Source organism: Escherichia sp. E10V5 (genome assembly GCF_004212315.1).
In the GTDB taxonomy this organism is placed as follows: Bacteria; Pseudomonadota; Gammaproteobacteria; order Enterobacterales; family Enterobacteriaceae; genus Escherichia.
Genome location: NZ_RHJM01000001.1, coordinates 62,434 through 87,158, shown reverse-complemented (window position 1 = coordinate 87,158; position 24,725 = coordinate 62,434). Strand labels below are relative to the sequence as shown.

19 protein-coding genes are annotated in these 24,725 nt (G+C 53.3%); 9 read left to right on the top strand and 10 right to left on the bottom strand.

The window, feature by feature from the left end:
* Positions 1-158: 158 nt before the first annotated feature.
* Positions 159-1,559 carry a Si-specific NAD(P)(+) transhydrogenase gene (gene sthA / locus D9738_RS00375; protein ID WP_001120822.1) on the top strand — a complete coding sequence of 467 codons (1,401 nt, stop codon included), beginning with the start codon at positions 159-161 and terminating at the stop codon, positions 1,557-1,559.
* Here sthA and oxyR read toward each other — a convergent pair.
* The 4 genes from oxyR to argC all read right to left on the bottom strand — a co-directional run bounded on the left by oxyR (position 1,542) and on the right by argC (position 5,948).
* Positions 1,542-2,459 carry a DNA-binding transcriptional regulator OxyR gene (gene oxyR / locus D9738_RS00370; RefSeq protein WP_130206544.1) on the bottom strand — a complete coding sequence of 306 codons (918 nt, stop codon included), beginning with the start codon at positions 2,457-2,459 and terminating at the stop codon, positions 1,542-1,544. The genes sthA and oxyR overlap by 18 nt on opposite strands.
* Before the next feature lie 266 nt (positions 2,460-2,725).
* Positions 2,726-4,099 carry an argininosuccinate lyase gene (argH, locus tag D9738_RS00365; RefSeq protein ID WP_047643719.1) on the bottom strand — a complete coding sequence of 458 codons (1,374 nt, stop codon included), beginning with the start codon at positions 4,097-4,099 and terminating at the stop codon, positions 2,726-2,728.
* A 60-nt stretch (positions 4,100-4,159) separates the two neighbouring features.
* Positions 4,160-4,936 (bottom strand): acetylglutamate kinase, encoded by a 777-nt coding sequence (argB, locus tag D9738_RS00360; RefSeq protein WP_130206548.1) that lies wholly within the window; start codon positions 4,934-4,936, stop codon positions 4,160-4,162.
* 7 nt (positions 4,937-4,943) lie between these two features.
* Positions 4,944-5,948, bottom strand: a complete 1,005-nt coding sequence (gene argC, locus D9738_RS00355) for an N-acetyl-gamma-glutamyl-phosphate reductase (protein WP_130259307.1) — start codon at positions 5,946-5,948, stop codon at positions 4,944-4,946.
* 153 nt (positions 5,949-6,101) lie between these two features.
* Between argC and argE the strand changes: the two genes are divergently transcribed.
* The 4 genes from argE to D9738_RS00335 all read left to right on the top strand — a co-directional run bounded on the left by argE (position 6,102) and on the right by D9738_RS00335 (position 13,318).
* Positions 6,102-7,253, top strand: coding sequence for an acetylornithine deacetylase (argE, locus tag D9738_RS00350; RefSeq protein ID WP_130259306.1), 1,152 nt, complete (start codon positions 6,102-6,104; stop codon positions 7,251-7,253).
* 474 nt (positions 7,254-7,727) lie between these two features.
* Positions 7,728-10,379 (top strand): phosphoenolpyruvate carboxylase, encoded by a 2,652-nt coding sequence (ppc, locus tag D9738_RS00345; protein ID WP_130206554.1) that lies wholly within the window; start codon positions 7,728-7,730, stop codon positions 10,377-10,379.
* 180 nt (positions 10,380-10,559) lie between these two features.
* Positions 10,560-12,293, top strand: a complete 1,734-nt coding sequence (locus tag D9738_RS00340) for a phosphoethanolamine transferase CptA (RefSeq protein WP_130259305.1) — start codon at positions 10,560-10,562, stop codon at positions 12,291-12,293.
* Between the two features lie 173 nt (positions 12,294-12,466).
* On the top strand, positions 12,467-13,318 hold the full coding sequence (locus D9738_RS00335) for an AraC family transcriptional regulator (RefSeq protein WP_130258326.1): 852 nt from the start codon (positions 12,467-12,469) through the stop codon (positions 13,316-13,318).
* Here the strand turns inward: D9738_RS00335 and D9738_RS00330 are convergent.
* From D9738_RS00330 to D9738_RS00310, 5 genes are read right to left on the bottom strand one after another with little or no spacing between them, the layout of a single operon-like run.
* Positions 13,305-13,646, bottom strand: coding sequence for a PTS fructose-like transporter subunit IIB (locus D9738_RS00330; protein WP_130206560.1), 342 nt, complete (start codon positions 13,644-13,646; stop codon positions 13,305-13,307). The genes D9738_RS00335 and D9738_RS00330 overlap by 14 nt on opposite strands.
* Position 13,647: 1 nt before the next feature.
* A complete protein-coding gene (locus D9738_RS00325) occupies positions 13,648-14,526 on the bottom strand; it encodes a [formate-C-acetyltransferase]-activating enzyme (protein ID WP_130259304.1) in 879 nt (292 codons plus the stop codon).
* On the bottom strand, positions 14,492-16,789 hold the full coding sequence (locus tag D9738_RS00320) for a formate C-acetyltransferase (RefSeq protein WP_130259303.1): 2,298 nt from the start codon (positions 16,787-16,789) through the stop codon (positions 14,492-14,494). The genes D9738_RS00325 and D9738_RS00320 overlap by 35 nt, the downstream gene beginning before the upstream one ends.
* 52 nt (positions 16,790-16,841) lie before the next feature.
* The gene (locus D9738_RS00315; RefSeq protein WP_130259302.1) at positions 16,842-17,162 is read right to left on the bottom strand and encodes a PTS fructose-like transporter subunit IIB; all 321 of its coding nucleotides are present in this window, start codon (positions 17,160-17,162) and stop codon (positions 16,842-16,844) included.
* Positions 17,163-17,176: 14 nt separating this feature from the next.
* Entirely contained in the window at positions 17,177-18,256 is a 1,080-nt protein-coding gene (locus D9738_RS00310; protein WP_130259301.1) for a PTS fructose transporter subunit EIIC, read from the bottom strand.
* Positions 18,257-18,565: 309 nt separating this feature from the next.
* Between D9738_RS00310 and ptsP the strand changes: the two genes are divergently transcribed.
* The 4 genes from ptsP (at position 18,566) to D9738_RS00290 (ending at position 23,748) form a co-directional block, all read left to right on the top strand.
* The gene (gene ptsP / locus D9738_RS00305) at positions 18,566-21,067 is read left to right on the top strand and encodes a phosphoenolpyruvate--protein phosphotransferase (protein WP_130259300.1); all 2,502 of its coding nucleotides are present in this window, start codon (positions 18,566-18,568) and stop codon (positions 21,065-21,067) included.
* Positions 21,068-21,078: 11 nt separating this feature from the next.
* Entirely contained in the window at positions 21,079-21,741 is a 663-nt protein-coding gene (fsa, locus tag D9738_RS00300) for a fructose-6-phosphate aldolase (RefSeq protein ID WP_000424838.1), read from the top strand.
* Positions 21,742-21,751: 10 nt separating this feature from the next.
* A complete protein-coding gene (gene gldA / locus D9738_RS00295; RefSeq protein ID WP_130206574.1) occupies positions 21,752-22,855 on the top strand; it encodes a bifunctional L-1,2-propanediol dehydrogenase/glycerol dehydrogenase in 1,104 nt (367 codons plus the stop codon).
* A 275-nt stretch (positions 22,856-23,130) separates the two neighbouring features.
* Positions 23,131-23,748, top strand: a complete 618-nt coding sequence (locus tag D9738_RS00290) for a DUF1287 domain-containing protein (RefSeq protein WP_130259299.1) — start codon at positions 23,131-23,133, stop codon at positions 23,746-23,748.
* 26 nt (positions 23,749-23,774) lie between these two features.
* Here the strand turns inward: D9738_RS00290 and yijE are convergent, their stop codons facing one another.
* A complete protein-coding gene (gene yijE, locus D9738_RS00285; RefSeq protein WP_130206576.1) occupies positions 23,775-24,680 on the bottom strand; it encodes a cystine transporter YijE in 906 nt (301 codons plus the stop codon).
* Positions 24,681-24,725: the final 45 nt, after the last annotated feature.

Below are 24,725 nucleotides of genomic sequence, written 5' to 3'. Positions count from 1 at the left end.
AAAAGCGATTAATAGTGAATTAATAAAATAAGAAGGGGGAAGACAAAGCAAAGGCCGGTCACGATATAGCCAGATAAATGACGGGGATCAATTGGCTTACCCGCGATAAAATGTTACCATTCTGTTGCTTTTATGTATAAGAACAGGTAAGCCCTACCATGCCACATTCCTACGATTACGATGCCATAGTAATAGGTTCCGGCCCCGGCGGCGAAGGCGCTGCAATGGGTCTTGTTAAGCAAGGTGCGCGCGTCGCAGTTATCGAGCGTTATCAAAATGTTGGCGGCGGTTGCACCCACTGGGGAACCATCCCGTCGAAAGCCCTCCGTCACGCCGTCAGCCGCATTATAGAATTCAATCAAAACCCACTTTACAGCGACCATTCCCGACTGCTCCGCTCTTCTTTTGCCGACATCCTTAACCATGCCGATAACGTGATTAATCAACAAACGCGCATGCGTCAGGGATTTTACGAACGTAATCACTGTGAAATATTGCAGGGGAACGCTCGCTTTGTTGACGAGCATACGTTGGCGCTGGACTGCCCGGACGGCACGGTCGAAACGTTAACCGCAGAAAAATTTGTCATAGCCTGCGGCTCACGCCCTTATCATCCAGCAGACGTCGATTTCACCCATCCACGCATTTACGACAGCGACTCAATTCTTAGCATGCACCACGAACCGCGCCATGTACTTATTTACGGTGCTGGAGTGATCGGCTGTGAATATGCGTCGATCTTCCGCGGTATGGATGTAAAAGTAGATCTGATCAATACCCGCGATCGCCTGTTGGCGTTTCTCGATCAAGAGATGTCAGATTCGCTCTCCTATCACTTCTGGAACAGTGGCGTAGTGATTCGTCACAACGAAGAGTACGAGAAGATCGAAGGCTGTGACGACGGTGTGATCATGCATCTGAAGTCGGGCAAAAAACTGAAAGCCGACTGTCTGCTCTATGCCAACGGTCGCACGGGTAATACCGATTCGCTGGCGTTACAGAACATTGGGCTGGAAACTGACAGTCGCGGACAGCTGAAGGTCAACAGCATGTATCAGACCGCGCAGCCGCACGTTTACGCGGTGGGCGACGTGATTGGTTATCCAAGCCTGGCTTCAGCGGCCTATGACCAGGGGCGCATTGCCGCGCAGGCGCTGGTAAAAGGTGAAGCCACCGCGCACTTGATTGAAGATATCCCTACCGGTATTTACACCATCCCAGAAATCAGCTCTGTGGGCAAAACCGAACAGCAGCTGACCGCGATGAAAGTACCGTATGAAGTAGGCCGCGCCCAGTTTAAACATCTGGCACGTGCACAAATCGTTGGCATGAACGTGGGTACGCTGAAAATTTTGTTCCATCGGGAAACGAAAGAGATTCTGGGGATCCATTGCTTTGGTGAGCGCGCTGCCGAAATTATTCATATCGGTCAGGCGATTATGGAACAGAAAGGTGGCGGCAACACTATTGAGTACTTCGTCAACACCACCTTTAACTACCCGACCATGGCGGAAGCCTATCGGGTAGCGGCATTAAACGGCTTAAACCGCCTGTTTTAACGCTTTATCGAAATGGCCATCCATTTTTGCGCGGATGGCCTCTGCCAGCTGCTCATAGCGGCTGCGCAGCGGTGAGCCTGGACGATAAACCAGACCAATGGTACGGCGTGGTTCCGGTTTAATGCACGGCAGATAAACGACGCCATCGCGTTTGCGTTCTGGCGGTACAGCCAGCGCAGGCAATAAAGTGATCCCGCTACCTGCGGCCACCATGTTGCGCAGCGTCTCCAGACTGGTCGCGCGGAAGTGTGTATCTTCATCCGCTCCAGCTTCAAAGCAGAAGCCCATTGCCTGATCGCGCAGACAGTGACCATCTTCCAGCATCAGCAGTTTTTCCCCTGCCAGATCGGCCATCGGCACGCATTCGCGATTAGACCACGGGTGATCTTCATAGACTGCCAACAACATGGGTTCATCAAACAACGGTACTTCAATGAATGCTTCGCTCTCTTTCACCAGCGCGAGGATCACGCAGTCGAGTTTGCCACTGTCCAGTTGCGCCAGTAACTGATGGGTCTGCGCTTCATGCAGATACATTTCCAGCTTCGGAAAGGTCTGGTGCAGCATCGGGATAATATGCGGCAACAGGTAAGGCCCAACCGTGGGAATCAAACCAATATGCAGCGGCCCGGACATCGTCTCCCCCTGCTGGCTTGCCATCTCTTTAAGGACTTTCACCTCGCGCAGCACGGTACGCGCCTGATCCACCAGTAGCATTCCCGCCTGGGTGAATAACACTTTACGGCTGGTCCGCTCCAGCAACATCACGCCCAGCTCATCTTCCAGCTTACGAATTTGCCCGCTAAGCGTCGGCTGGCTAACGTGGCAGGAATCTGCCGCACGCCGAAAATGGCGGTGCTCGGCCAGTGCCACCAGGTACTCAAGATCACGAATATTCATTATCCATCCTCCATTGCCACGATAGTTCATGGCGATAGGTAGCATAGCAACGAACGATTATCCCTATCAAGCATTGTGACTGATAATTGCTCACAGAAACGGAGCGGCACCTCTTTTAACCCTTGAAGTCACTGCCCGTTTCGAGAGTTTCTCAACTCGAATAACTAAAGCCAACGTGAACTTTTGCGGATCTCCAGGATCCGCTTTTTTTTGCCATAAAAAAGCCCGGCGATAAGCCAGGCTCAAATTTGTATATATAAATGTTCTTACCCCAACCGCGCTCTTGCAAAAGCAATCGCCTGCGCCACCTGCTGTGGTGAGACGCCGCCTTTTGCCGCACGCTTGTCGAGACACGATTGCAGCGACAGAATCGGATAGACATCTTCGCCAATCACCTGGCTGAATTTCTGCAACTCACTGAGCGGCAGCTCTTCCAGCGGTTTGCCCTGACGAATGGCTTCCACCACTGCTTCACCCACGATATGGTGCGCCTCGCGGAACGGTACGCCTTTCGCCACCAGGTAATCCGCCAGTTCAGTGGCGTTCGCGTAACCTTGCTGCGCCGCTTCCTGGCAACGCGGACGTTTCACCTGAATGCCGTCCAGCACCAGCGCCGCCATATGCAGGCAGTCCAGCCAGGTATCGAGCGCGTCGAACAGACCTTCTTTGTCTTCCTGCATATCTTTGTTGTAAGCCAGCGGCAGACCTTTCAGCGTCATCATCATGCCAGTTAACGCGCCCTGCACCCGCCCACATTTACCGCGAATCAGCTCCAGCGCATCCGGATTTTTCTTCTGCGGCATTAATGATGAACCAGAAGTCACGCGGTCAGAAAGCTCGACAAACCCCGCTTCGCCGGTGTTAAAGAAAATCAGATCTTCAGCAAAACGCGACAGATGCACCATGCCGATAGCGGCAGCAGAAAGCAGTTCCAGCACATGATCACGGTCAGAAACGCTGTCGAGACTGTTACGTGTCGCCGAAGCAAAACCCAGCCAGCCGGCTAACTGTTCACGGTCGATTTCATAGGCCGTTCCCGCCAGTGCGCCACAGCCTAACGGGCTGACATCCAGACGCTTAAGCGCGTCCTGCAAACGGCTTTCATCACGCGCCAGCATCTCAACATACGCCAGGCACCAGTGAGCGAACGTCACCGGCTGGGCGCGTTGCAGGTGAGTGTAACCTGGCATCACCGCGTCCTGATTGTTTTGTGCGGTTTCCACCAACGCCGATTGCAGCTGACGGTTAGCCGTCAGCAACTCGCTAACGGTATCTTTGCACCACAGTTTCAGGTCAGTCGCTACCTGATCATTACGGCTACGCCCGGTATGCAGTTTTTTGCCTAACTGACCCACTTTGTCGATCAGTTTGCCTTCCACCCAGCTATGGATATCTTCGGCGTCGCTTTCGAGGATTTGTTGTGGCCTGGCGCGAACATCTTCCAGCAGCACGTTCAGCGCCTCTTCCAGTTGCGCCTGTTCTTCTGCGGTTAACACGCCTACCGTTACCAGGGCTTTGGACCAGGCCACAGAGCCAACAATATCCTGCTCCGCCAGACGGTAATCAAAACGCAGTGAGTCGTTGAATTGTTTGAACCGCTGATCTGCTGCCTGGGTAAAACGCCCGCCCCAAAGTGCCATAACTCTGTTTCCTTATGTTGAAATTCAATGCCGGAAAGCGACGTCTCCGGCCAACAAAACTTAAGCTAAAATCCGCGTACCCATCGGCATACCGTTAAACAGTGCCGGAAGCTGTTCCGCATGACGCCAGGAAGCGATATCTACCGGACGGCCCAGCGTGCGCGCAGCATCCAGCGCCGCGTTCACTTTTACAATCATGCCGTCGGTAATAATGCCCTGCTCAATCAGTTGTTCCGCTTTCGCGGCGGTCATTTCGGCAATACGTTGCCCTTTACCGTCGAGAATGCCGCTGACGTCGGAGAGCAAAATCAGATCTGCGCCCAGCGTTGCCGCCAGCGCCGTCGCCGCCTGGTCGGCATTGACGTTCATCAGTTGTCCTTCGTCCGTTACGCCAATGGAGCTGACCACCGGCAGATAACCGTTTTCCAGCAAGGTGTTGATAAGCTTAGGCGAACCTGGCTGCGCCAGTCCAACATGGCCTAACTCTTCATCGAGCTGGGTCACTTTTACGCTGTCGCCATCACCAAGAAACAAACCTACGGCCGCAATCTGATGTTTCTTCGCCCATGCCAGCAGGGTTTTATTTGCCGTTCCCGCCAGCGCTCCGGTGATAATGTCTATCTGATCCGCAGGCGTCACCCGCAGGCCGTTTTTCTTTTTCACCGGCAGATTCAGCCCTTTCATCAGCTCATCCACCACGCAGCCGCCGCCGTGGACAATAACCAGCGGACGCTGATGTGACTCACGATATTTCACCAGTGCGCTGAACAGCCGTTCCAGCGCCTCTTCGCTATCCAGCAGTACGCCGCCCAGCTTGATAATTAATGGATTCATCATTGCACCCTTAAATAAGAGACTGCGTTTGGGCATAGCCGAAACGAATATTGGCACACTGGATTGCCTGTGCCGCCGCGCCTTTCAGTAAGTTATCTTCGGTCGCCACAATAATCAGATGCTCGCCCTGAACGGCAAATCCGATATCGCAAAACGGCAGCCCGACGACATTTTTTAGTGCCGGAACGCCTTTGTCATACAGACGCACCAACGGTTTATGCGCATACGCCTGCTGTAATGTCTGCGCCACTTGCGCCTGACTCACGCCCGGTTTCAGGCGGCAGGTAATGGTTTCGAGAATACCGCGCGGGAAATTGCCCAGATGCGGGGTGAAGATGACGTCAGCACCGAGATGCGTAGCGATCTCCGGCTGGTGGCGATGGGTAAAGATGCCATACGGTTGCAGGCTCACTTCACAAAAGCTATTTGAAATCGCTGCCTTACGCCCTGCTCCGCTCACGCCGCTGGTGGCGTTAATCACCGGCCACTGACTGAGGTCGAGAAGATCGGCATCAATCAACGGTTTCAGCGCCAGCTGTGCCGCCGTCGGATAACAGCCCGGCACCGCAATCAAGTTCGCTTCTTTTAATTTATTGCCACACCACTCCGCCAGGCCATAGACCGCCTGCTCAAGCAATGCCGGGTATTGATGGATAAAGCCGTAATATTTTTCATAGAAGGCGGCGTCGTTAACGCGAAATGCGCCGGAAAGGTCGAACACCACACAGCCCGCTTCAAGAAATTGCGGCGCTAAATCGTGGCTAACTTCATGGGCGGTAGCGAGAAACACCACATCCACCCCTGGGCTAAACTCGCTGATATCCGACATCGGCTGCAACGGCAGATCAACGATGCCTTTGAGCTGCGGATGCAAATCGGAGATTAACTTTCCCGCATCATTGCTTTGCGCTGAGACAGTCAAAGCGGTTATGTTCATATGCGGATGGCGATTTACATAGGTCACTAGCTCTGCGCCAGCGTAACCACTGGCACCCACAATCAGCGTATTCAACATCGGGGCTATTCACCTTCTTATGTCTGTTTGCCTGGCTAAACGTAAAACATTCACCTTACGGCTGGTGGGTTTTATTACGCTCAACGTTAGTGTATTTTTATTCATAAATACTGCATGAATATTGATACTATCATGACCGGAGGTGTGTCAACAATGAAAAACAAATTACCGCCATTTATCGAGATTTACCGCGCTCTGATTGCCACACCTTCAATAAGCGCCACGGAAGAGGCACTCGATCAAAGTAATGCAGATTTAATCACTCTGCTGGCGGACTGGTTTAAAGATTTAGGCTTCAATGTGGAAGTGCAGCCTGTGCCAGGAACTCGCAACAAATTTAATATGCTGGCAAGTTGTGGACACGGCGCTGGCGGCTTGTTGCTGGCGGGGCATACCGATACGGTGCCGTTTGATGACGGTCGCTGGACGCGCGATCCGTTTACGCTGACGGAGCATGACGGCAAGCTTTACGGCTTAGGCACCGCCGACATGAAAGGCTTCTTTGCGTTTATCCTCGATGCGCTACGCGATGTCGACGTCACTAAACTGAAAAAACCGCTCTACATTCTGGCGACTGCCGATGAAGAAACCAGTATGGCAGGAGCGCGTTATTTTGCCGAAACCACCTCCCTGCGACCGGATTGCGCCATCATTGGCGAACCAACGTCGCTGCAACCGGTACGCGCGCATAAAGGCCACATCTCAAATGCCATTCGAATTATGGGTCAGTCGGGCCACTCCAGCGATCCGTCGCGCGGGGTTAACGCTATTGAACTGATGCACGACGCCATCGGCCATATTTTGCAATTGCGCGATAATCTTAAAGAACGTTATCACTATGAAGCGTTTACCGTGCCGTATCCCACGCTCAACCTCGGGCATATTCATGGCGGCGACGCCTCTAACCGAATTTGCGCCTGCTGTGAGTTGCATATGGATATTCGCCCGCTGCCGGGCATGACGCTCAACGAACTTAATGGTTTGCTCAACGACGCGCTGGCTCCGGTGAGCGAACGCTGGCCGGGCCGTCTGACGGTCGAAGAGTTGCACCCACCGATCCCAGGCTATGAATGCCCGCCAAATCATCAACTGGTTGAAGTGGTTGAGAAATTGCTCGGTGCAAAGACCGAAGTGGTGAACTACTGTACTGAAGCACCGTTTATTCAGACGCTATGCCCGACGCTGGTGCTAGGCCCGGGCTCAATCAATCAAGCCCATCAGCCTGATGAATATCTGGAGACGCGATTTATTAAACCCACCCGTGAGTTGATTACCCAGGTAATTCACCATTTTTGCTGGCATTAAAACGTAGACCGGATAAGGCGCTCGCGCCGCATCCTGCACCGTTACCAAACTCCGGTGCCACAATAATGTCGGATGCGATGCTTGCGCATCTTATCCGACCTACAGTGACTCAAACGATGCCCAACCGTAGACCGGATAAGGCGCTCGCGCCGCATCCTGCACCGTTACCAAACTCCGGTGCCACAAATAATGTCGGATACGATGCTTGCGCATCTTATCCGACCTACACCTTTGGTGTTATGTATGGCGATTTTTTAACATTCCCATAAGTTACGCTTATTTAAAACGTTGTGAATTTAATGGCGTAAATTCCTGCTATTTATTCGTTTGCTGAAGCGATTTCGCAGCATTTGACGTCACCGCTTTTACGTGGCTTTATAAAAGACGACGAAAAGCAAAGCCCGAGCATATTCGCGCCAATGCGACGTGAAGGATACAGGGCTATCAAACGATAAGATGGGTGTCTGGGGTCATATGAACGAACAATATTCCGCATTGCGTAGTAATGTCAGTATGCTCGGCAAAGTGCTGGGAGAAACCATCAAGGATGCGTTGGGAGAACACATTCTTGAACGCGTAGAAACTATCCGTAAGTTGTCCAAATCTTCACGCGCTGGCAATGATGCTAACCGCCAGGAGTTACTCACCACTTTACAAAATTTGTCGAACGACGAGCTGCTGCCCGTTGCGCGTGCGTTTAGTCAGTTCCTGAATCTGGCCAACACTGCCGAGCAATACCACAGCATTTCGCCGAAAGGCGAGGCTGCCAGCAATCCGGAAGTGATCGCCCGCACCCTGCGTAAACTGAAAAACCAGCCGGAACTGAGCGAAGACACCATCAAAAAAGCGGTGGAATCTCTGTCGCTGGAACTGGTCCTCACGGCTCATCCAACCGAAATTACCCGTCGTACACTGATCCACAAAATGGTGGAAGTGAACGCCTGCTTAAAGCAGCTCGATAACAAAGATATCGCCGACTACGAACACCACCAGCTGATGCGCCGCCTGCGCCAGTTGATCGCTCAGTCCTGGCATACTGATGAAATCCGTAAGCTGCGCCCAACTCCGGTTGATGAAGCGAAATGGGGCTTTGCCGTGGTGGAAAACAGCCTGTGGCAAGGCGTACCAAATTACCTGCGCGAACTGAACGAACAACTGGAAGAGAACCTCGGCTATAAGCTGCCGGTCGAATTTGTTCCGGTACGCTTTACCTCGTGGATGGGCGGCGACCGCGACGGCAACCCTAATGTAACCGCCGATATCACCCGCCGTGTCCTGCTGCTCAGCCGCTGGAAAGCCACCGACCTGTTCCTGAAAGATATTCAGGTTCTGGTTTCTGAACTGTCGATGGTTGAGGCTACCCCAGAACTGCTGGCGCTGGTTGGCGAAGAAGGTGCCGCAGAACCGTATCGCTATCTGATGAAAAACCTGCGTTCTCGCCTGATGGCGACACAGGCCTGGCTGGAGGCGCGTCTGAAAGGCGAAGAGCTGCCGAAGCCGGAAGGTCTGCTGACGCAGAATGAAGAACTGTGGGAACCGCTCTACGCTTGCTACCAGTCACTTCAGGCGTGTGGCATGGGTATTATCGCCAACGGCGATCTGCTCGACACCCTGCGCCGCGTGAAATGTTTCGGCGTACCGCTGGTGCGTATTGATATTCGCCAGGAGAGCACTCGTCATACCGAAGCATTGGGCGAGCTGACCCGCTATCTCGGCATTGGCGATTACGAAAGCTGGTCAGAGGCCGACAAGCAGGCATTCCTGATCCGCGAACTGAACTCCAAACGTCCGCTTCTGCCGCGCAACTGGCAACCAAGCGCCGAAACACGCGAAGTGCTTGATACCTGTCAAGTGATTGCCGAAGCGCCGCAAGGCTCTATTGCCGCCTACGTGATCTCGATGGCGAAAACGCCGTCCGACGTACTGGCCGTCCACCTGCTGCTGAAAGAAGCGGGTATTGGATTTGCGATGCCGGTCGCACCGCTGTTTGAAACTCTCGATGACCTGAACAACGCCAACGATGTCATGACCCAACTGCTGAATATCGACTGGTATCGCGGTCTGATTCAGGGCAAACAGATGGTGATGATTGGCTATTCCGACTCAGCAAAAGATGCGGGCGTGATGGCGGCCTCCTGGGCGCAATATCAGGCACAGGACGCGTTAATCAAAACCTGCGAAAAAGCGGGCATTGAACTGACACTGTTCCACGGTCGCGGCGGTTCCATTGGTCGCGGCGGCGCACCAGCCCATGCGGCGCTGCTGTCGCAACCGCCGGGAAGCCTGAAAGGCGGCCTGCGCGTAACCGAGCAGGGCGAGATGATCCGCTTTAAATACGGTCTGCCAGAAATCACCGTTAGCAGCTTGTCGCTGTACACCGGGGCGATTCTGGAAGCCAACCTGCTGCCACCGCCTGAGCCGAAAGAGAGCTGGCGTCGCATTATGGATGAACTGTCAGTCATCTCCTGCGATCTCTACCGTGGCTACGTGCGTGAAAACAAAGACTTTGTCCCTTACTTCCGCTCCGCTACGCCAGAACAGGAACTGGGCAAACTGCCGTTAGGTTCACGCCCGGCGAAACGTCGTCCAACCGGCGGCGTCGAGTCTCTGCGCGCCATTCCGTGGATTTTTGCCTGGACACAAAACCGCCTGATGCTCCCCGCCTGGCTGGGTGCAGGTACGGCGCTGCAAAAAGTGGTCGAAGATGGCAAGCAGAGCGAACTGGAAGCCATGTGCCGCGACTGGCCGTTCTTCTCAACGCGTCTCGGCATGCTGGAGATGGTCTTCGCCAAAGCAGACCTGTGGCTGGCGGAATACTATGACCAACGCCTGGTCGACAAAGCACTGTGGCCGTTAGGTAAAGAGTTACGCAATCTGCAAGAAGAAGACATCAAAGTGGTGCTGGCGATTGCCAACGACTCCCATCTGATGGCCGATCTACCGTGGATTGCCGAGTCTATTCAGCTACGAAATATATACACTGACCCGCTGAACGTACTGCAGGCAGAGTTGCTGCATCGTTCGCGCCTGGCAGAAAAAGAAGGACAGGAGCCGGATCCCCGCGTCGAACAAGCGTTGATGGTCACTATTGCCGGAATTGCGGCAGGTATGCGTAATACTGGCTAACCCCCCTCCTCTATCAACCCTCGTGCAATAGCGCGAGGGTTTTCTGAAATACTTCTGTTCTAACACCTTCGTTTTCAATATATTTCTGTCTGCATTTCACCCAGATTCTGGATATCCCTTCAGATATCCTTAAGGTTTTGTCCTTACATTCGGCGCTATTATCCAAAACGGGTTCTTACTATGCATTCCACTGAAGTCCAGACTAAACCCATTTTTAGCTGGAAAGCCCTGGGTTGGGCACTGCTCTACTTTTGGTTTTTCTCTACCCTGTTACAGGCCATTATTTACATCAGCGGCTACAGCGGCACCAACGGCATTCGCGACTCGCTGCTGTTCAGTTCGCTGTGGTTGATCCCGGTATTCCTCTTTCCGAAGCGGATTAAGATTATCGCAGCAGTAATCGGCGTAATGCTGTGGGCGGCGTCTCTGGCAGCGTTGTGCTACTACGTCATCTACGGTCAGGAGTTCTCGCAGAGCGTTCTGTTTGTGATGTTTGAAACCAACACCAACGAAGCCAGCGAGTATTTAAGCCAGTATTTCAGCCTGAAGATTGTGCTTATCGCGCTGGCCTATACGGCGGTGGCAATTTTGCTGTGGACGCGCCTGCGCCCGGTCTATATTCCAAAGCCGTGGCGTTATATCGTCTCTTTTGCCCTGCTTTATGGTTTGATTCTGCACCCTATCGCCATGAACACGTTTATCAAACACAAGCCGTTTGAGAAAACGTTGGATAATCTGGCATCACGCATGGAACCTGCCGCGCCGTGGCAATTTCTGACCGGTTATTATCAGTATCGTCAACAACTTAACTCACTGACGAAGCTGCTGAATGAAAATAACGCGTTACCGCCACTGGCTAATTTCAAAGACGAATCGGGTAACGAACCGCGCACCTTAGTGCTGGTGATTGGCGAATCGACCCAGCGTGGACGCATGAGCCTGTACGGCTATCCGCGTGAAACCACGCCGGAACTGGATGCGCTGCATAAAACCGATCCGAACCTGACCGTGTTCAATAACGTAGTTACGTCTCGTCCGTACACCATTGAAATCCTGCAACAGGCGCTGACCTTTGCCAACGAAAAGAACCCGGACCTGTATCTGACACAGCCGTCACTGATGAACATGATGAAACAGGCAGGTTATAAAACCTTCTGGATAACCAACCAGCAGACGATGACTGCCCGCAACACCATGCTGACGGTATTTTCGCGCCAGACCGACAAGCAGTACTACATGAACCAGCAACGTACGCAGAGTGCGCGTGAATACGACACCAACGTGCTGAAGCCGTTCCAGGAAGTGCTGAAGGACCCTGCGCCGAAGAAACTGATCATCGTTCATCTGCTGGGTACGCATATCAAATACAAATACCGTTACCCGGAAAATCAGGGCAAGTTTGATGGCAATACCGATCATGTTCCGCCGGGATTAAGCGCAGAAGAGCTGGAGTCATATAACGATTATGACAACGCTAACCTGTATAACGATCATGTGGTTGCCAGCCTGATTAAAGACTTTAAAGCAGCAGACCCGAACGGTTTCCTGGTTTACTTCTCTGACCACGGTGAAGAGGTTTACGACACGCCGCCACACAAAACTCAGGGGCGTAACGAAGATAACCCGACGCGCCATATGTACACCATTCCGTTCCTGCTGTGGACGTCAGAAAAATGGCAAGCGACTCATCCGCGTGATTTCTCGCAGGATGTTGATCGTAAATACAGCCTGGCGGAACTGATCCACACCTGGTCGGATTTGGCAGGTTTATCTTACGACGGTTACGATCCAACCCGTTCGGTGGTGAATCCGCAGTTCAAAGAAACTACCCGCTGGATTGGTAACCCGTATAAGAAAAATGCGCTGATCGATTACGACACTCTGCCGTATGGCGATCAGGTGGGTAATCAGTAATTATCAGCCAGATGCTATTTGCCGGATAAGGCGTTCACGCCGCATCCGGCAATACAAGGCGACTGAAACTGCCACAATGTTTACATCGAACTCCCATCAGGCCACACTTTTCAGGTGGCCTTTTTTTATAATGCCAGTTACTGTTTTCCCGTCTACATACCTAAGGGAATAACATGTATCACGACGTCAGCTATCTGCTCTCCCGCCTGATAAACGGCCCGCTGTCGCTGCGCCAGATTTACTTTGCCAGCAGCAACGGTCCGGTGCCCGATCTTGCGTATCAGGTCGATTTTCCACGGCTGGAAATTGTGCTGGAAGGTGAGTTTGTTGATACCGGCGCTGGAGCAACGTTAGTTCCCGGCGATGTGCTGTACGTTCCCGCTGGCGGCTGGAATTTCCCACAATGGAAAACACCCGCGACCACCTTTAGTGTGCTGTTTGGCAAACAGCAACTCGGCTTCAGCGTCGTGCAATGGGATGGCAAACAGTATCAAAATCTGGCGAAGCAGCACGTCGCCCGACGCGGCCCGCGCATTGGTTCTTTTCTGCTACAAACGCTCAATGAAATGCAAATGCAGCCACAGGAGCAGCAAACGGCAAGGCTTATCGTCGCCAGCCTGCTTAGCCACTGCCGCGATTTGCTTGGCAGCCAAATCCAGACCGCCTCACGCAGCCAGGCTCTATTCGAAGCTATTCGTGATTATATCGACGAACGCTATGCCTCCGCGCTTACCCGCGAATCTGTCGCACAGGCATTCTATATTTCGCCAAATTACCTCTCGCATCTGTTTCAAAAAACGGGGGCCATTGGTTTTAACGAATACCTGAATCACACGCGACTGGAGCACGCTAAAACGTTATTGAAAGGGTATGACCTGAAGGTAAAAGAAGTGGCGCACGCCTGCGGCTTTGTCGACAGCAACTACTTCTGCCGTCTGTTTCGTAAAAATACCGAACGCTCGCCGTCGGAATATCGTCGGCAGTACCACAGCCAACTGACAGAAAAACCAACTACTCCAGAATAAGATGGGTTTGCTGCGGCGCAGAAAGCACTTTGCGCACCGCGCTCATCACTCGCTGCGGCTCACGCAGGAACGCGTAGATACTGCATTGCACGTAGCGACAATGTTCAAATCGCTCGGCACCGGAAAGCTCAATATCCGTAATCAACAGCGCGACATCCGCCCGGCGGATATCCTCGTCCGCTAAACGATTCTCCGTTCCCAGCGCGCCCTGGGTTTCAATGCTGACGCCCCACTTCTCTATCTGACATAATTTTTCCAGCCGTTCCGCCGCCATATAAGTATGCGCCACGCCGCTCACGCAGGCGGTTACTGCCACCAGGTATGCCATTTTAACCTCCCACGGTAACCTGAAATCCGGCCCGTTCTGCCATTTCGCGCATTGTTGCCACATCGACTGACGACGGCGCAGAAACCTCTTTCATCGACCATGTTTTCCCCAGCAGGCGGTATTTCGGCTCGCCGTACTGATGAAACGGTAACAGATGAATTTGCCTGATATTCAGCGGGATCAGCACGTCCAGCGCCTGCTGCATATTCTCCCGGCTGAGTGTGAAACCGGGGATCAGCGGCAAACGCGGGATCACGTTGACACCCTCACTCACCAGCAAACGCAGGTTCTCCAGTACGCGTGGCAGGTTCATCTTCACCACATCCCGCGCCTGAGTCGCGTCCATAATTTTTAAATCGAACAACACTTCATCGCACAATGCCGCCAGCGGTAGCAGCTTGCTGGCTGGCGCGTCTCCGGCAGTTTCGATGGCGCATGACACGCCCCACAGCTGCAGTCGTTGCAAAAAACGGGTAGCAAATTCCGCCTGCATCAACACTTCGCCACCAGAAAGCGTGACGCCGCCACCGGACGTGCGAAAGAAAATGTCATCTTTCATCACTTCCCGTTCCAGAGCGTCAAGGCTGATATCGCGACCAATCCGTTCAAACGCCCCGGAGGGGCATTCATCCGCATCGCGCAAACATTTCGCGCAGTGCAGACATTTCGCCTCTCTGCGCACCGTCTGGATTTTGCCGGAGATCGACTCCGGATTAGCACACCACGGGCAAAGATGCGGACAGCCTTTAAAAAAGACCACCGTGCGAATGCCCTCACCGTCATTCAGCGAATAACGCTGAATGTTGAAAATGCGCGCCACATCATCGCGGCGCGTTTCCACAACGTTACAGCTGATGCGCTGTCCGGCGGATGATGTCATCCTGGATCTCCTTCGACAGTTCGACAAAGAAGGCGCTGTATCCGGCAACGCGTACCACCAGCCCCGCATAGTCCTGCGGGCGTAATTGGGCTTCACGTAACGTGTCGGCATTCACCACGTTAAACTGAACATGCTGCAACTTAAGCTGGGTAAATGCCCGTAAGAAGTCGGCCAGTTTGCGTAATCCCGCTTCACCTTCCAGGGTCGCCGGAGTGAATTTCACGTTCAGCAACGTCCCGTTAGAAAGCAGCGTGTTATCGAGCTTGCTGACTGACTTCAGTACCGCCGTTGGTCCTTGCCCATCCTGGCCCAGCATGGGTGACAAGCCGCCGTCTGCCAGTTGTTCTCCGGCAAAACGACCGTCTGGCGTCGCACCAACCACCGATCCCAACGGGACATGAGCAGAAACGGTATACGATCCCGGCGTGAAGTAACCACCACGCGGGTTCTGGTATTTTTCCACTTCTTTGCAGTAATGGCGCAACAGCTCGGCGCTGATGTTATCCACCTCGTCGATATCGTTACCGTATTTCTCGAAGCGATTAATTAAGCGAGCGCGGACTTTTTCGCCTTCTGCCGTTGCGAAGTTCGCTTTTAATACCGACAACAATTCGTCAAAACTTAAACGCTGTTGATCAAAAACCATCCCTTTCAACGCATGGAGAGAGTCACTCAGGTTGGCGATACCGATCCCCTGTACACCAGAGAAGTTATAACGCGCGCCGCCGTCAGTAATATCACGACCTTTTTCCAGACAATCGCTGATAAACGATGAGAGCAGCGGTACAGGTGCCCAGTCGCGATGGCCGATATCGCAAATATTGCTGCCCTCAACCATCAGGGTGATGTAGTGGCTGATCTTGGCGCGGATCTGTTCCAGCAAACCATCATAGCTCAGCGCGGCATTGCCTTCATTCTCATGCAGGCAGATTTCCATCACTTTCAGCAGGTTAAACATCGCGATGTCGTGCAGACCGTAGGTTCTGCCAGGAATAGATAATTCCACGCAGCCCACCACTGAATAATCGCGCGCATCTTCCAGCGAAACGCCACGGTTGAGGAACGCAGGCACCACCACTTCATCGTTGAAGATTTGTGGAATACCCGTGCCGAGGCGAATGGTTTCTGCGGTTTTCATCAGGAACGGCGTGTCGATCAAGGCGTTAGTGCGCACGCCCAGGTTCGGTTGCGGTAATTGCACGCTTTGATAGGCATCGAGGCAAAGGAACGAAAGTACGTTCACTGCGCTACGTCCGTTCTCGGTTAACCCGCCGAGCAGTGCGGTATACCCGGTTGGGAAACCTGCGAAATAACGCGCGCTGCTGGTAGAACGTAACAGTACGATGTCGTTGCATTTCACCCATAAAGATTCGAGCAGTTCTTTCAGAAACGCCGGATCTTCGCCCTGGGTTAATGATGTCTGATAGAACGGCAACATATACTGGTCGAAGCGCCCCAGCGACAGCGAACTGGCGTTGGATTCGTATTGCAGAATGATGTTCATGTACCAGAATAACTGGCACGCCTGCCAGAACGTCTGCGGCTTATGTTCGGCGTTATGGCGAGAGATCTCCGCAATAGTCAGCAGTTCTTCGCGACGCTGGGCATCTGTGCAGTTTGCCGCCATCGTTTCCGCCAGTTCGGCGTAACGCAAAATGTGTTTCTGCGAGGCTTCGAGCAGTAACAGCGCTGCCTGATAAAAGTGATTCTCAGGCTGTTGTTGACAATGTTGCTGCATCTGCGCCACCAGCTCACCCAGCCCGTGATTCAGCAGGCGCGGGTAATCAATAATAATGTGTCCCTGGCCTTTATCCGTCTGGTTGATGCTAAAAATCTGCGTGCTGGTCGCGGCTTTTACTTCATCCGTCATCTGCCCGTTGATGAAATCTTTCATCGAACGTTTTTCCCAGTACGGGAACAACTCTTCGCGGTAGATACGTTTATCTTCTTCGCTAATGGCGAAGCGGTCTTGCGGTCGCGTCGGGAACTGATCCAGCTCTTTCAGCAGCCAGTAAGGGTCCATTTCCGGCGACATAATCCCGGCGCGCGGTTTTACGGTGCGGTTACCGGCAATCAGTTCTTCATCACGAATCGAAATTTCAACATGTTCAAGGATATACGCTGTTGCTCTCGCCCGACGCAATATCACCGGCTCGCCTTCAGTTTGCCGATGACTGGCAGTGTAAAGCAGCGCACGCTCCAGCGAGATTTCACGGGTATTGGAAAACAATGCAGTTTTAAGGCGAGAGATACGATTCGTCATGAGGAACTCCTGTAGGGAAAAACAAGCCCGCCGTTTCAGGCGGGCTAAAAACTCAAGCAGTCTGTGCCAGATGGGCTTCGATTTTGTTCATGATGGCGTCAGCACGTTTTACCGCATCGCTGATGTTGACGCGCACGATGGTCTTGCCAGCAAAACGCTCTTCAAACTTGATGCCGATATCTTTGGTCAGAATCACCATATCGGCGCTCGCCACGTCTTCCGCAGTCAGTTCGTTTTCCAGACCAATCGCCCCCTGGGTTTCTACTTTCACTTCCCAGCCTTTCGCTTTCGCGGCACTTTCCAGCGCCTCTGCCGCCATATAGGTATGGGCAACACCTGAAGGACATGCGGTTACTGCAATAATTTTCGTCATGGCTCGTTCCTCAATTAATTAATTTCAAAATCCAGATCCAGGTCGTCTTCCTTCTCATCAGTCGAAGATCCATTTTTACGCGCCAGACTTTTCAGCACGTTAACGCAGATAGCCGTTGCTACAGCCCCAACAGCCACTGCCGCGATGTAACCCAACTTGCCTTCAACCACCGGCAGCACAATCAGACCACCCCAGCCTGCATAGCACTGCGCACCTACCATTGCTGCGGTCACCGTGCCACAGACAGTCCCTACCATAATGGAAGGAATGACACGCAACGGATCGGCGGCAGCGAAAGGAATCGCCCCTTCGGTGACGCCAACACAGCCCATTACCAGCGCCGCTTTACCGGTTTCGCGCTCTTCCGCGGAGAAATTTTTACGACCAATCAGCGTTGCCAGCCCCATGCCCAGCGGCGGAACACAGATCCCCACGGCAGCAATTGCCACCACGGTATAAACACCCTGAGCAACGCAAATCAGCATGAACGCATAGGCCACTTTGTTAACCGGGCCGCCCATATCGAACGCCAGCATCAGCCCCATAATCACCGCCAGCATCACCACGCTGCCTTGCTGCATACCCTGAAGCCACTGAGTCAGGCTGTTAGTCAACGCGCCTACCGGCTCGCCCAGCCCCCACATCATGACGCCAGCGGTAATTAAGGTACCGACGATCGGAATAATGAAGATAGGCATCACCGAGCGCAGAACTTTATGCACCGGGATTTTCTTCAGGTAATGCACCACAATGCCGCCGATGATCCCGGCGATCAGCGCACCAAAGAAGCCCGCACCAAAGCTGTTACCAACCCAGGCACCGATAGCACACGGGGCCAGCGCAGAACGTTCTGCAATGGAATAACCGATGTAAGCGGCGAGGAAAGGCACCATCAGCGTCAAACCTGCAACGCCGATATCAAACAGTTTTTTCAGATTCGGATCGGCTACGGCATCCGGCACTGCGCCTTTGCCATACAACATGACGGAAACCGCCAGCAAAATACCGCCCGCTACCACAAAGGGAATCATGTGTGAAACGCCCGTCATTAAGTGCTGACGAGTGTTTTTCAGGATCTGTACCAACTCATTCATAAGTCGCTCCCAGGCTTACCCAAGCCTATGTCCATATTTTTTGATGGGAGAAACAATAGGCAATCGCAAGCAGGTCAAACAGTGGATAAAAAGGCCATTTACTGGACTTTTGTAATGTCAGTACAAAAATGCGATCCGCCTCATAACTTGCGTTAACTCGGAATCATGCCGGAATGGCGCGTCTTGTGAGACGCGTCGCAAATTGGCGGTTACATTACATTTGTCCAGCTTTTGGCAGATTTGTCACATGGCAGGTCGTTGCCATGCGCTCTTATCCTGTAAACAGAAAACCGTACCGGGAGAGAGGCAATGGCCCTGATTGTGGAATTTATTTGTGAGCTGCCTAACGGCGTACATGCGCGTCCGGCAAGCCACGTTGAAACGCTGTGTAATACTTTTTCATCTCAAATTGAGTGGCATAACCTGCGTACTGACCGTAAAGGCAACGCCAAAAGCGCCCTGGCGCTGATTGGTACCGATACACTGGTGGGCGATAACTGCCAGTTACTGATTTCCGGGGCTGACGAACAAGCAGCACACCAGCGCTTGAGCCAGTGGTTACGTGATGAATTCCCCCACTGCGATGCGCCGCTGGCAGAAGTTAAATCTGACGAGCTGGAGCCGCTGCCGGTTTCACTCACTAATTTGAATCCGCGCATTATTCGCGCCCGCACCGTATGTAGCGGTAGCGCAGGCGGCACGCTGACGCCAATTTCATCGTTAGATCTCAACGCACTGGGTAATCTTCCCGCCGCCAAAGGTGTGGACGCTGAGCAATCCGCGCTGGAAAACGGCCTGACGCTGGTGATGAAAAACATTGAGTTTCGTCTGCTGGATAGCGACGGTGCTACCAGCGCGATTCTGGAAGCGCACCGCTCGCTGGCTGGCGACACGTCCCTGCGCGAACATTTACTGGCAGGCGTTAGCGAGGGATTAAGCTGCGCCGAAGCAATTGTCGCCAGTGCGAATCACTTTTGCGAAGAGTTCGCCCGTTCCAGCAGTAGCTACCTGCAAGAGCGTGCGCTGGATGTGCGCGACGTGTGCTTCCAGTTACTCCAGCAAATCTACGGTGAACAACGCTTTCCGGCGCCAGGTAAACTGACACATCCCGCTATTTGTATGGCGGATGAACTGACCCCCAGCCAGTTCCTCGAACTGGATAAAAATCACCTCAAAGGATTGTTGCTCAAAAGCGGCGGCACCACCTCACACACGGTAATTCTTGCTCGTTCGTTCAACATTCCGACGCTGGTTGGTGTGGATATCGATGCCCTTACCCCGTGGCAGCAACAAACGATTTATATCGACGGCAACGCCGGGGCAATTGTGGTTGAGCCAGGGGAATCCGTGGCCCGTTATTATCAGCAAGAAGCCCGCGTACAGGACGCTCTGCGTGAGCAACAGCGTGTCTGGCTGACCCAGCAAGCGCGTACCGCTGACGGTATCCGTATCGAAGTCGCGGCGAATATCGCCCACTCCGTGGAAGCGCAGGCCGCATTTGGCAATGGTGCGGAAGGCGTTGGTTTGTTCCGCACTGAAATGCTCTATATGGATCGCACCAGTGCTCCGGGCGAAAGCGAGCTGTACAACATTTTTTGTCAGGCGCTGGAGTCCGCCAACGGGCGCAGCATTATTGTGCGCACTATGGATATTGGCGGTGACAAACCCGTTGATTATCTGAACATTCCGGCAGAAGCTAACCCGTTCCTCGGTTATCGCGCGGTGCGTATTTATGAAGAATACGCCTCGCTGTTCACCACACAACTACGCTCGATCCTGCGCGCCTCTGCTCACGGCAGCCTGAAAATCATGATCCCGATGATCTCGTCAATGGAAGAGATCTTATGGGTGAAAGAAAAACTGGCAGAAGCCAAACAGCAGCTACGCAACGAACACATTCCGTTTGATGAGAAGATCCAGCTCGGCATTATGCTGGAAGTGCCGTCGGTGATGTTCATCATCGATCAATGCTGCGAAGAGATTGACTTCTTTAGTATCGGTAGTAATGACCTGACGCAGTATCTGCTGGCGGTGGATCGCGATAACGCTAAGGTTACTCGTCACTACAACAGCCTGAATCCGGCATTCTTGCGGGCGCTCGATTACGCCGTGCAGGCGGTGCATCGCCAGGGGAAATGGATTGGTCTGTGCGGAGAACTGGGGGCGAAAGGTTCCGTGCTGCCGTTGCTGATTGGTTTAGGTCTGGATGAACTGAGCATGAGCGCGCCGTCGATTCCGGCAGCGAAAGCGCGAATGGCACAGCTTGATAGCCGCGAATGCCGCCAGTTGCTCAACCAGGCAATGGCCTGCCGAACTTCGCTGGAAGTGGAACACCTGCTGGCGCAATTCCGTATGACGCAACAGGACGCACCGCTGGTCACCGCCGAATGCATCACGCTGGAAAGCGACTGGCGCAGCAAAGAAGAAGTGCTCAAAGGCATGACCGATAACCTGCTGCTGGCGGGCCGCTGCCGCTATCCGCGTAAACTGGAAGCCGACTTGTGGGCGCGCGAGGCCGTTTTCTCTACCGGTCTGGGCTTTAGTTTCGCCATTCCACACAGCAAATCAGAACACATTGAGCAATCCACCATCAGTGTAGCGCGTCTGCAAGCGCCGGTGCGCTGGGGCGATGATGAAGCGCAATTCATCATTATGTTAACCCTGAACAAACACGCCGCGGGCGATCAGCATATGCGCATTTTCTCGCGTCTCGCTCGTCGCATCATGCACGAAGAATTCCGTAACGCGCTGGTTAACGCCGCCTCTGCCGACGCTATCGCCAGCCTGCTGCAACATGAACTGGAACTGTAAAAGGAAACATCATGGAACTGTATCTGGACACCGCTAACGTCGCAGAAGTCGAACGTCTGGCACGCATATTCCCCATTGCCGGGGTGACAACTAACCCGAGCATTATCGCTGCCAGCAAGGAGTCCATCTGGGAAGTGCTGCCGCGTCTGCAAAAAGCGATTGGTGATGAAGGCATTCTGTTTGCTCAGACCATGAGCCGCGACGCGCAGGGTATGGTGGAAGAAGCGAAGCGCCTGCGCGACGCCATTCCGGGCATTGTGGTGAAAATCCCGGTGACTTCCGAAGGTCTGGCAGCAATTAAAATACTGAAAAAAGAGGGTATTACTACACTTGGCACCGCAGTGTACAGCGCCGCGCAAGGATTGCTGGCCGCGCTGGCAGGGGCAAAATACGTTGCTCCCTATGTAAATCGCGTGGACGCTCAGGGCGGAGACGGCATTCGTACCGTCCAGGAGCTGCAAGCGTTACTGGAAATGCACGCGCCAGAAAGCATGGTGCTGGCTGCCAGCTTTAAAACACCACGTCAGGCGCTGGATTGTTTGTTGGCAGGATGTGAATCCATCACACTGCCCTTAGATGTAGCGCAACAAATGCTCAACACCCCTGCGGTAGAGTCGGCTATAGAGAAGTTCGAGCACGACTGGAATGCCGCATTTGGCACTACTCATCTCTAAAGGAGCAATTATGGACCGCATTATTCAATCACCGGGTAAATACATCCAGGGCGCTGATGTCATTAATCGCCTGGGCGAATACCTGAAGCCGCTGGCAGAACGTTGGTTGGTTGTTGGCGATAAATTTGTATTAGGTTTTGCTCAGGCAACCGTCGAGCAAAGCTTTAAAGATGCCGGGCTGGTTGTTGAAATCGCCCCCTTTGGCGGTGAATGTTCGCAAAATGAGATCGATCGTCTGCGCGGCATTGCCGAAACGGCACAGTGTGGCGCGATTCTCGGTATTGGCGGCGGTAAAACCCTTGATACCGCCAAAGCACTGGCGCATTTCATGGGTGTTCCGGTAGCAATCGCACCGACCATCGCTTCTACCGACGCGCCGTGCAGTGCGTTGTCTGTTATTTACACCGATGATGGTGAATTTGACCGCTATCTGCTGCTGCCAAATAACCCGAATATGGTCATTGTCGACACCAAAATCGTCGCGGGCGCACCTGCGCGTCTGTTAGCAGCGGGTATTGGTGATGCGCTGGCAACCTGGTTTGAAGCGCGTGCATGCTCTCGTAGCGGCGCGACCACCATGGCGGGCGGTAAGTGTACTCAGGCGGCGCTGGCGCTGGCTGAACTGTGCTACAACACCCTGCTGGAAGAAGGCGAAAAAGCGATGCTTGCCGCCGAACAGCATGTAGTGACTCCGGCGCTGGAGCGCGTGATTGAAGCGAACACCTATTTGAGCGGCGTTGGTTTTGAAAGCGGTGGTCTGGCGGCGGCACACGCGGTGCATAACGGCCTGACCGCTATCCCAGATGCGCATCACTATTATCACGGTGAAAAAGTGGCATTCGGTACGCTGACGCAGCTGGTTCTGGAAAACGCGCCGGTTGAGGAAATCGAAACCGTAGCCGCACTTAGCCATGCGGTAGGTTTGCCAATAACTCTCGCTCAACTGGATATTAAAGAAGATGTCCCGGCGAAAATGCGAATTGTGGCAGAAGCGGCATGTGCAGAAGGTGAAACCATTCACAACATGCCTGGCGGCGCGACGCCAGATCAGGTTTACGCCGCACTGCTGGTAGCCGACCAGTACGGTCAGCGTTTCCTGCAAGAGTGGGAATAACCTATGTCAAACTCCCGGCTTATCCGGGAGTTTGAACACAAAATAGCCTGATGCGCTACGCTTATGTGGCCTACCTAATCTCTGCAATATATTGAATTTGCGTGTTTTTGCAGGCCAAATAAGGCGTTCACGTCGCATCCGGCACTCTGTGCCAGTAATCTGAAACTCCCACGTTGATTGGGAGTTTTTTTATCCGCTTCTGAACATTTTCTCCACAGAACAATCGTTAGCCCGGAAGGTCGAATCTGTGACTCTTATTTTCACGGATGAAACAGATGAAAGCTTCACTGGCGCTGGTCAGCCTGCTAACGGCATTTACCAGCCCCCCCTTAAAATCTCCCGCCGTTCCACCAGCCGTGGTACCAATCCAGGCCAACACCAATCTTGCCATCGCGGACGGTGCCAGACAGCAAATTGGCAGCACGCTATTTTACGATCCGGCGTATGTGCAGCTTACCTATCCTGGCGGTGATGTCCCGCAAGAACGCGGCGTATGTTCCGATGTGGTGATCCGCGCCTTGCGCAGCCAGAAGGTCGATTTGCAGAAACTGGTTCACGAAGATATGGCGAAGAATTTTGCCGATTATCCGCAAAAGTGGAAGTTAAAGCGCCCGGACAGCAACATCGATCACCGTCGGGTGCCTAATCTGGAAACCTGGTTTACCCGCCACGATAAAACGCGCCCTACCAGCAACAACGCCAGTGACTACCAGGCGGGCGATATTGTCTCCTGGCGACTGGACAACGGGCTGGCACATATTGGGGTGGTTTCAGATGGATTCGCCCGCGACGGTACGCCGCTGGTGATACATAACATTGGCGCGGGCGCGCAGGAAGAAGATGTGCTGTTTAGCTGGCGGATTGTGGGGCACTATCGCTATTTTGTTAAATAAGAGCTCGCCCCACATGAAGAAAAAATTCAGATCCTTTTTACGCTGACGGCTTCTTTTTTCTTACGGCTCACCAGCGCCAATGCCAGCACAATCAGCACAATACCGCTACCTTCAACCGCACCAGGATTTTCACCGAGCAGCCACCAGGAAAAGAGTACGCCGCAAACGGGAACGGCCAGTGTGCTTAAGCTGGCAATACTGGCAGGCAAGTTTTTCAATACAAACAACCATAAGCTCCACGCCAGCGCCGTCGCCAGAATTGCACTGTAGGCCAGCGCCCAGAACACGGTGGGCTGCCAGTCAATTTCACGTTGCGGCACCAGCCAGGCGACTACGCTCATCACCAGCGCCGCATACAGCATCTGCCAGGATGTTAACGACAATAAATCCACGCGCGGATGACGGGCGTAAAGGCGTTTAGCGACAATGGCACTCGCCCCCCAACTGACGCCGGAGAGGATCGCCAGCATGGCGCTTTTCATCGAAGAGAAATCGAGTTGCCACGGCTGCAACACCAAAAATAAACCGAAAGCGGCAATCAGAATCGCGAAATATTGCCCACGTCGCAGGCGTTCACCGAGAAACAACGCGGCGAAAATCACCACCCAGAACGGCATGGTATAGCTCAGGATCGCCACTTTCCCCGCTCCACCGCTGACCAGCGCCCACTGCGCCAAGCCAACCATCCCGCAGGTTTGTAACAGGGCAATGGCTAAGGTGTATTTAAACGGCGTCGGGCGCATTCCGCGACCACGTAACAAAAGAACGATGAATAAAACGAGAGCGCCGAAAATGCAGCGTAAGGCGGTGAAGTCGAAGGCACCGATGTAGCTGGTGACTTGCTTCATGAAAATCCAGCTATAACTCCAGATAAGTGTGAGCGCAACCAGGCCACTGATTGCCAGTGGGTTGCTCTTTCCTGCGGCAGACATGAGAGATCCAGTGTGTAGTTTTCCTGTGGACACTATACGCCGGTA

Excerpts from the sequence above, each read along its gene's own strand:
- sthA (WP_001120822.1), top strand. The coding sequence starts at position 159 with ATGCCACATTCCTACGATTACGATGCCATAGTAATAGGTTCCGGCCCC.
- oxyR (WP_130206544.1), bottom strand. The coding sequence starts at position 2,459 with ATGAATATTCGTGATCTTGAGTACCTGGTGGCACTGGCCGAGCACCGC.
- argH (WP_047643719.1), bottom strand. The coding sequence starts at position 4,099 with ATGGCACTTTGGGGCGGGCGTTTTACCCAGGCAGCAGATCAGCGGTTC.
- argB (WP_130206548.1), bottom strand. The coding sequence starts at position 4,936 with ATGATGAATCCATTAATTATCAAGCTGGGCGGCGTACTGCTGGATAGC.
- argC (WP_130259307.1), bottom strand. The coding sequence starts at position 5,948 with ATGTTGAATACGCTGATTGTGGGTGCCAGTGGTTACGCTGGCGCAGAG.
- argE (WP_130259306.1), top strand. The coding sequence starts at position 6,102 with ATGAAAAACAAATTACCGCCATTTATCGAGATTTACCGCGCTCTGATT.
- ppc (WP_130206554.1), top strand. The coding sequence starts at position 7,728 with ATGAACGAACAATATTCCGCATTGCGTAGTAATGTCAGTATGCTCGGC.
- D9738_RS00340 (WP_130259305.1), top strand. The coding sequence starts at position 10,560 with ATGCATTCCACTGAAGTCCAGACTAAACCCATTTTTAGCTGGAAAGCC.
- D9738_RS00335 (WP_130258326.1), top strand. The coding sequence starts at position 12,467 with ATGTATCACGACGTCAGCTATCTGCTCTCCCGCCTGATAAACGGCCCG.
- D9738_RS00330 (WP_130206560.1), bottom strand. The coding sequence starts at position 13,646 with ATGGCATACCTGGTGGCAGTAACCGCCTGCGTGAGCGGCGTGGCGCAT.
- D9738_RS00325 (WP_130259304.1), bottom strand. The coding sequence starts at position 14,526 with ATGACATCATCCGCCGGACAGCGCATCAGCTGTAACGTTGTGGAAACG.
- D9738_RS00320 (WP_130259303.1), bottom strand. The coding sequence starts at position 16,789 with ATGACGAATCGTATCTCTCGCCTTAAAACTGCATTGTTTTCCAATACC.
- D9738_RS00315 (WP_130259302.1), bottom strand. The coding sequence starts at position 17,162 with ATGACGAAAATTATTGCAGTAACCGCATGTCCTTCAGGTGTTGCCCAT.
- D9738_RS00310 (WP_130259301.1), bottom strand. The coding sequence starts at position 18,256 with ATGAATGAGTTGGTACAGATCCTGAAAAACACTCGTCAGCACTTAATG.
- ptsP (WP_130259300.1), top strand. The coding sequence starts at position 18,566 with ATGGCCCTGATTGTGGAATTTATTTGTGAGCTGCCTAACGGCGTACAT.
- fsa (WP_000424838.1), top strand. The coding sequence starts at position 21,079 with ATGGAACTGTATCTGGACACCGCTAACGTCGCAGAAGTCGAACGTCTG.
- gldA (WP_130206574.1), top strand. The coding sequence starts at position 21,752 with ATGGACCGCATTATTCAATCACCGGGTAAATACATCCAGGGCGCTGAT.
- D9738_RS00290 (WP_130259299.1), top strand. The coding sequence starts at position 23,131 with ATGAAAGCTTCACTGGCGCTGGTCAGCCTGCTAACGGCATTTACCAGC.
- yijE (WP_130206576.1), bottom strand. The coding sequence starts at position 24,680 with ATGTCTGCCGCAGGAAAGAGCAACCCACTGGCAATCAGTGGCCTGGTT.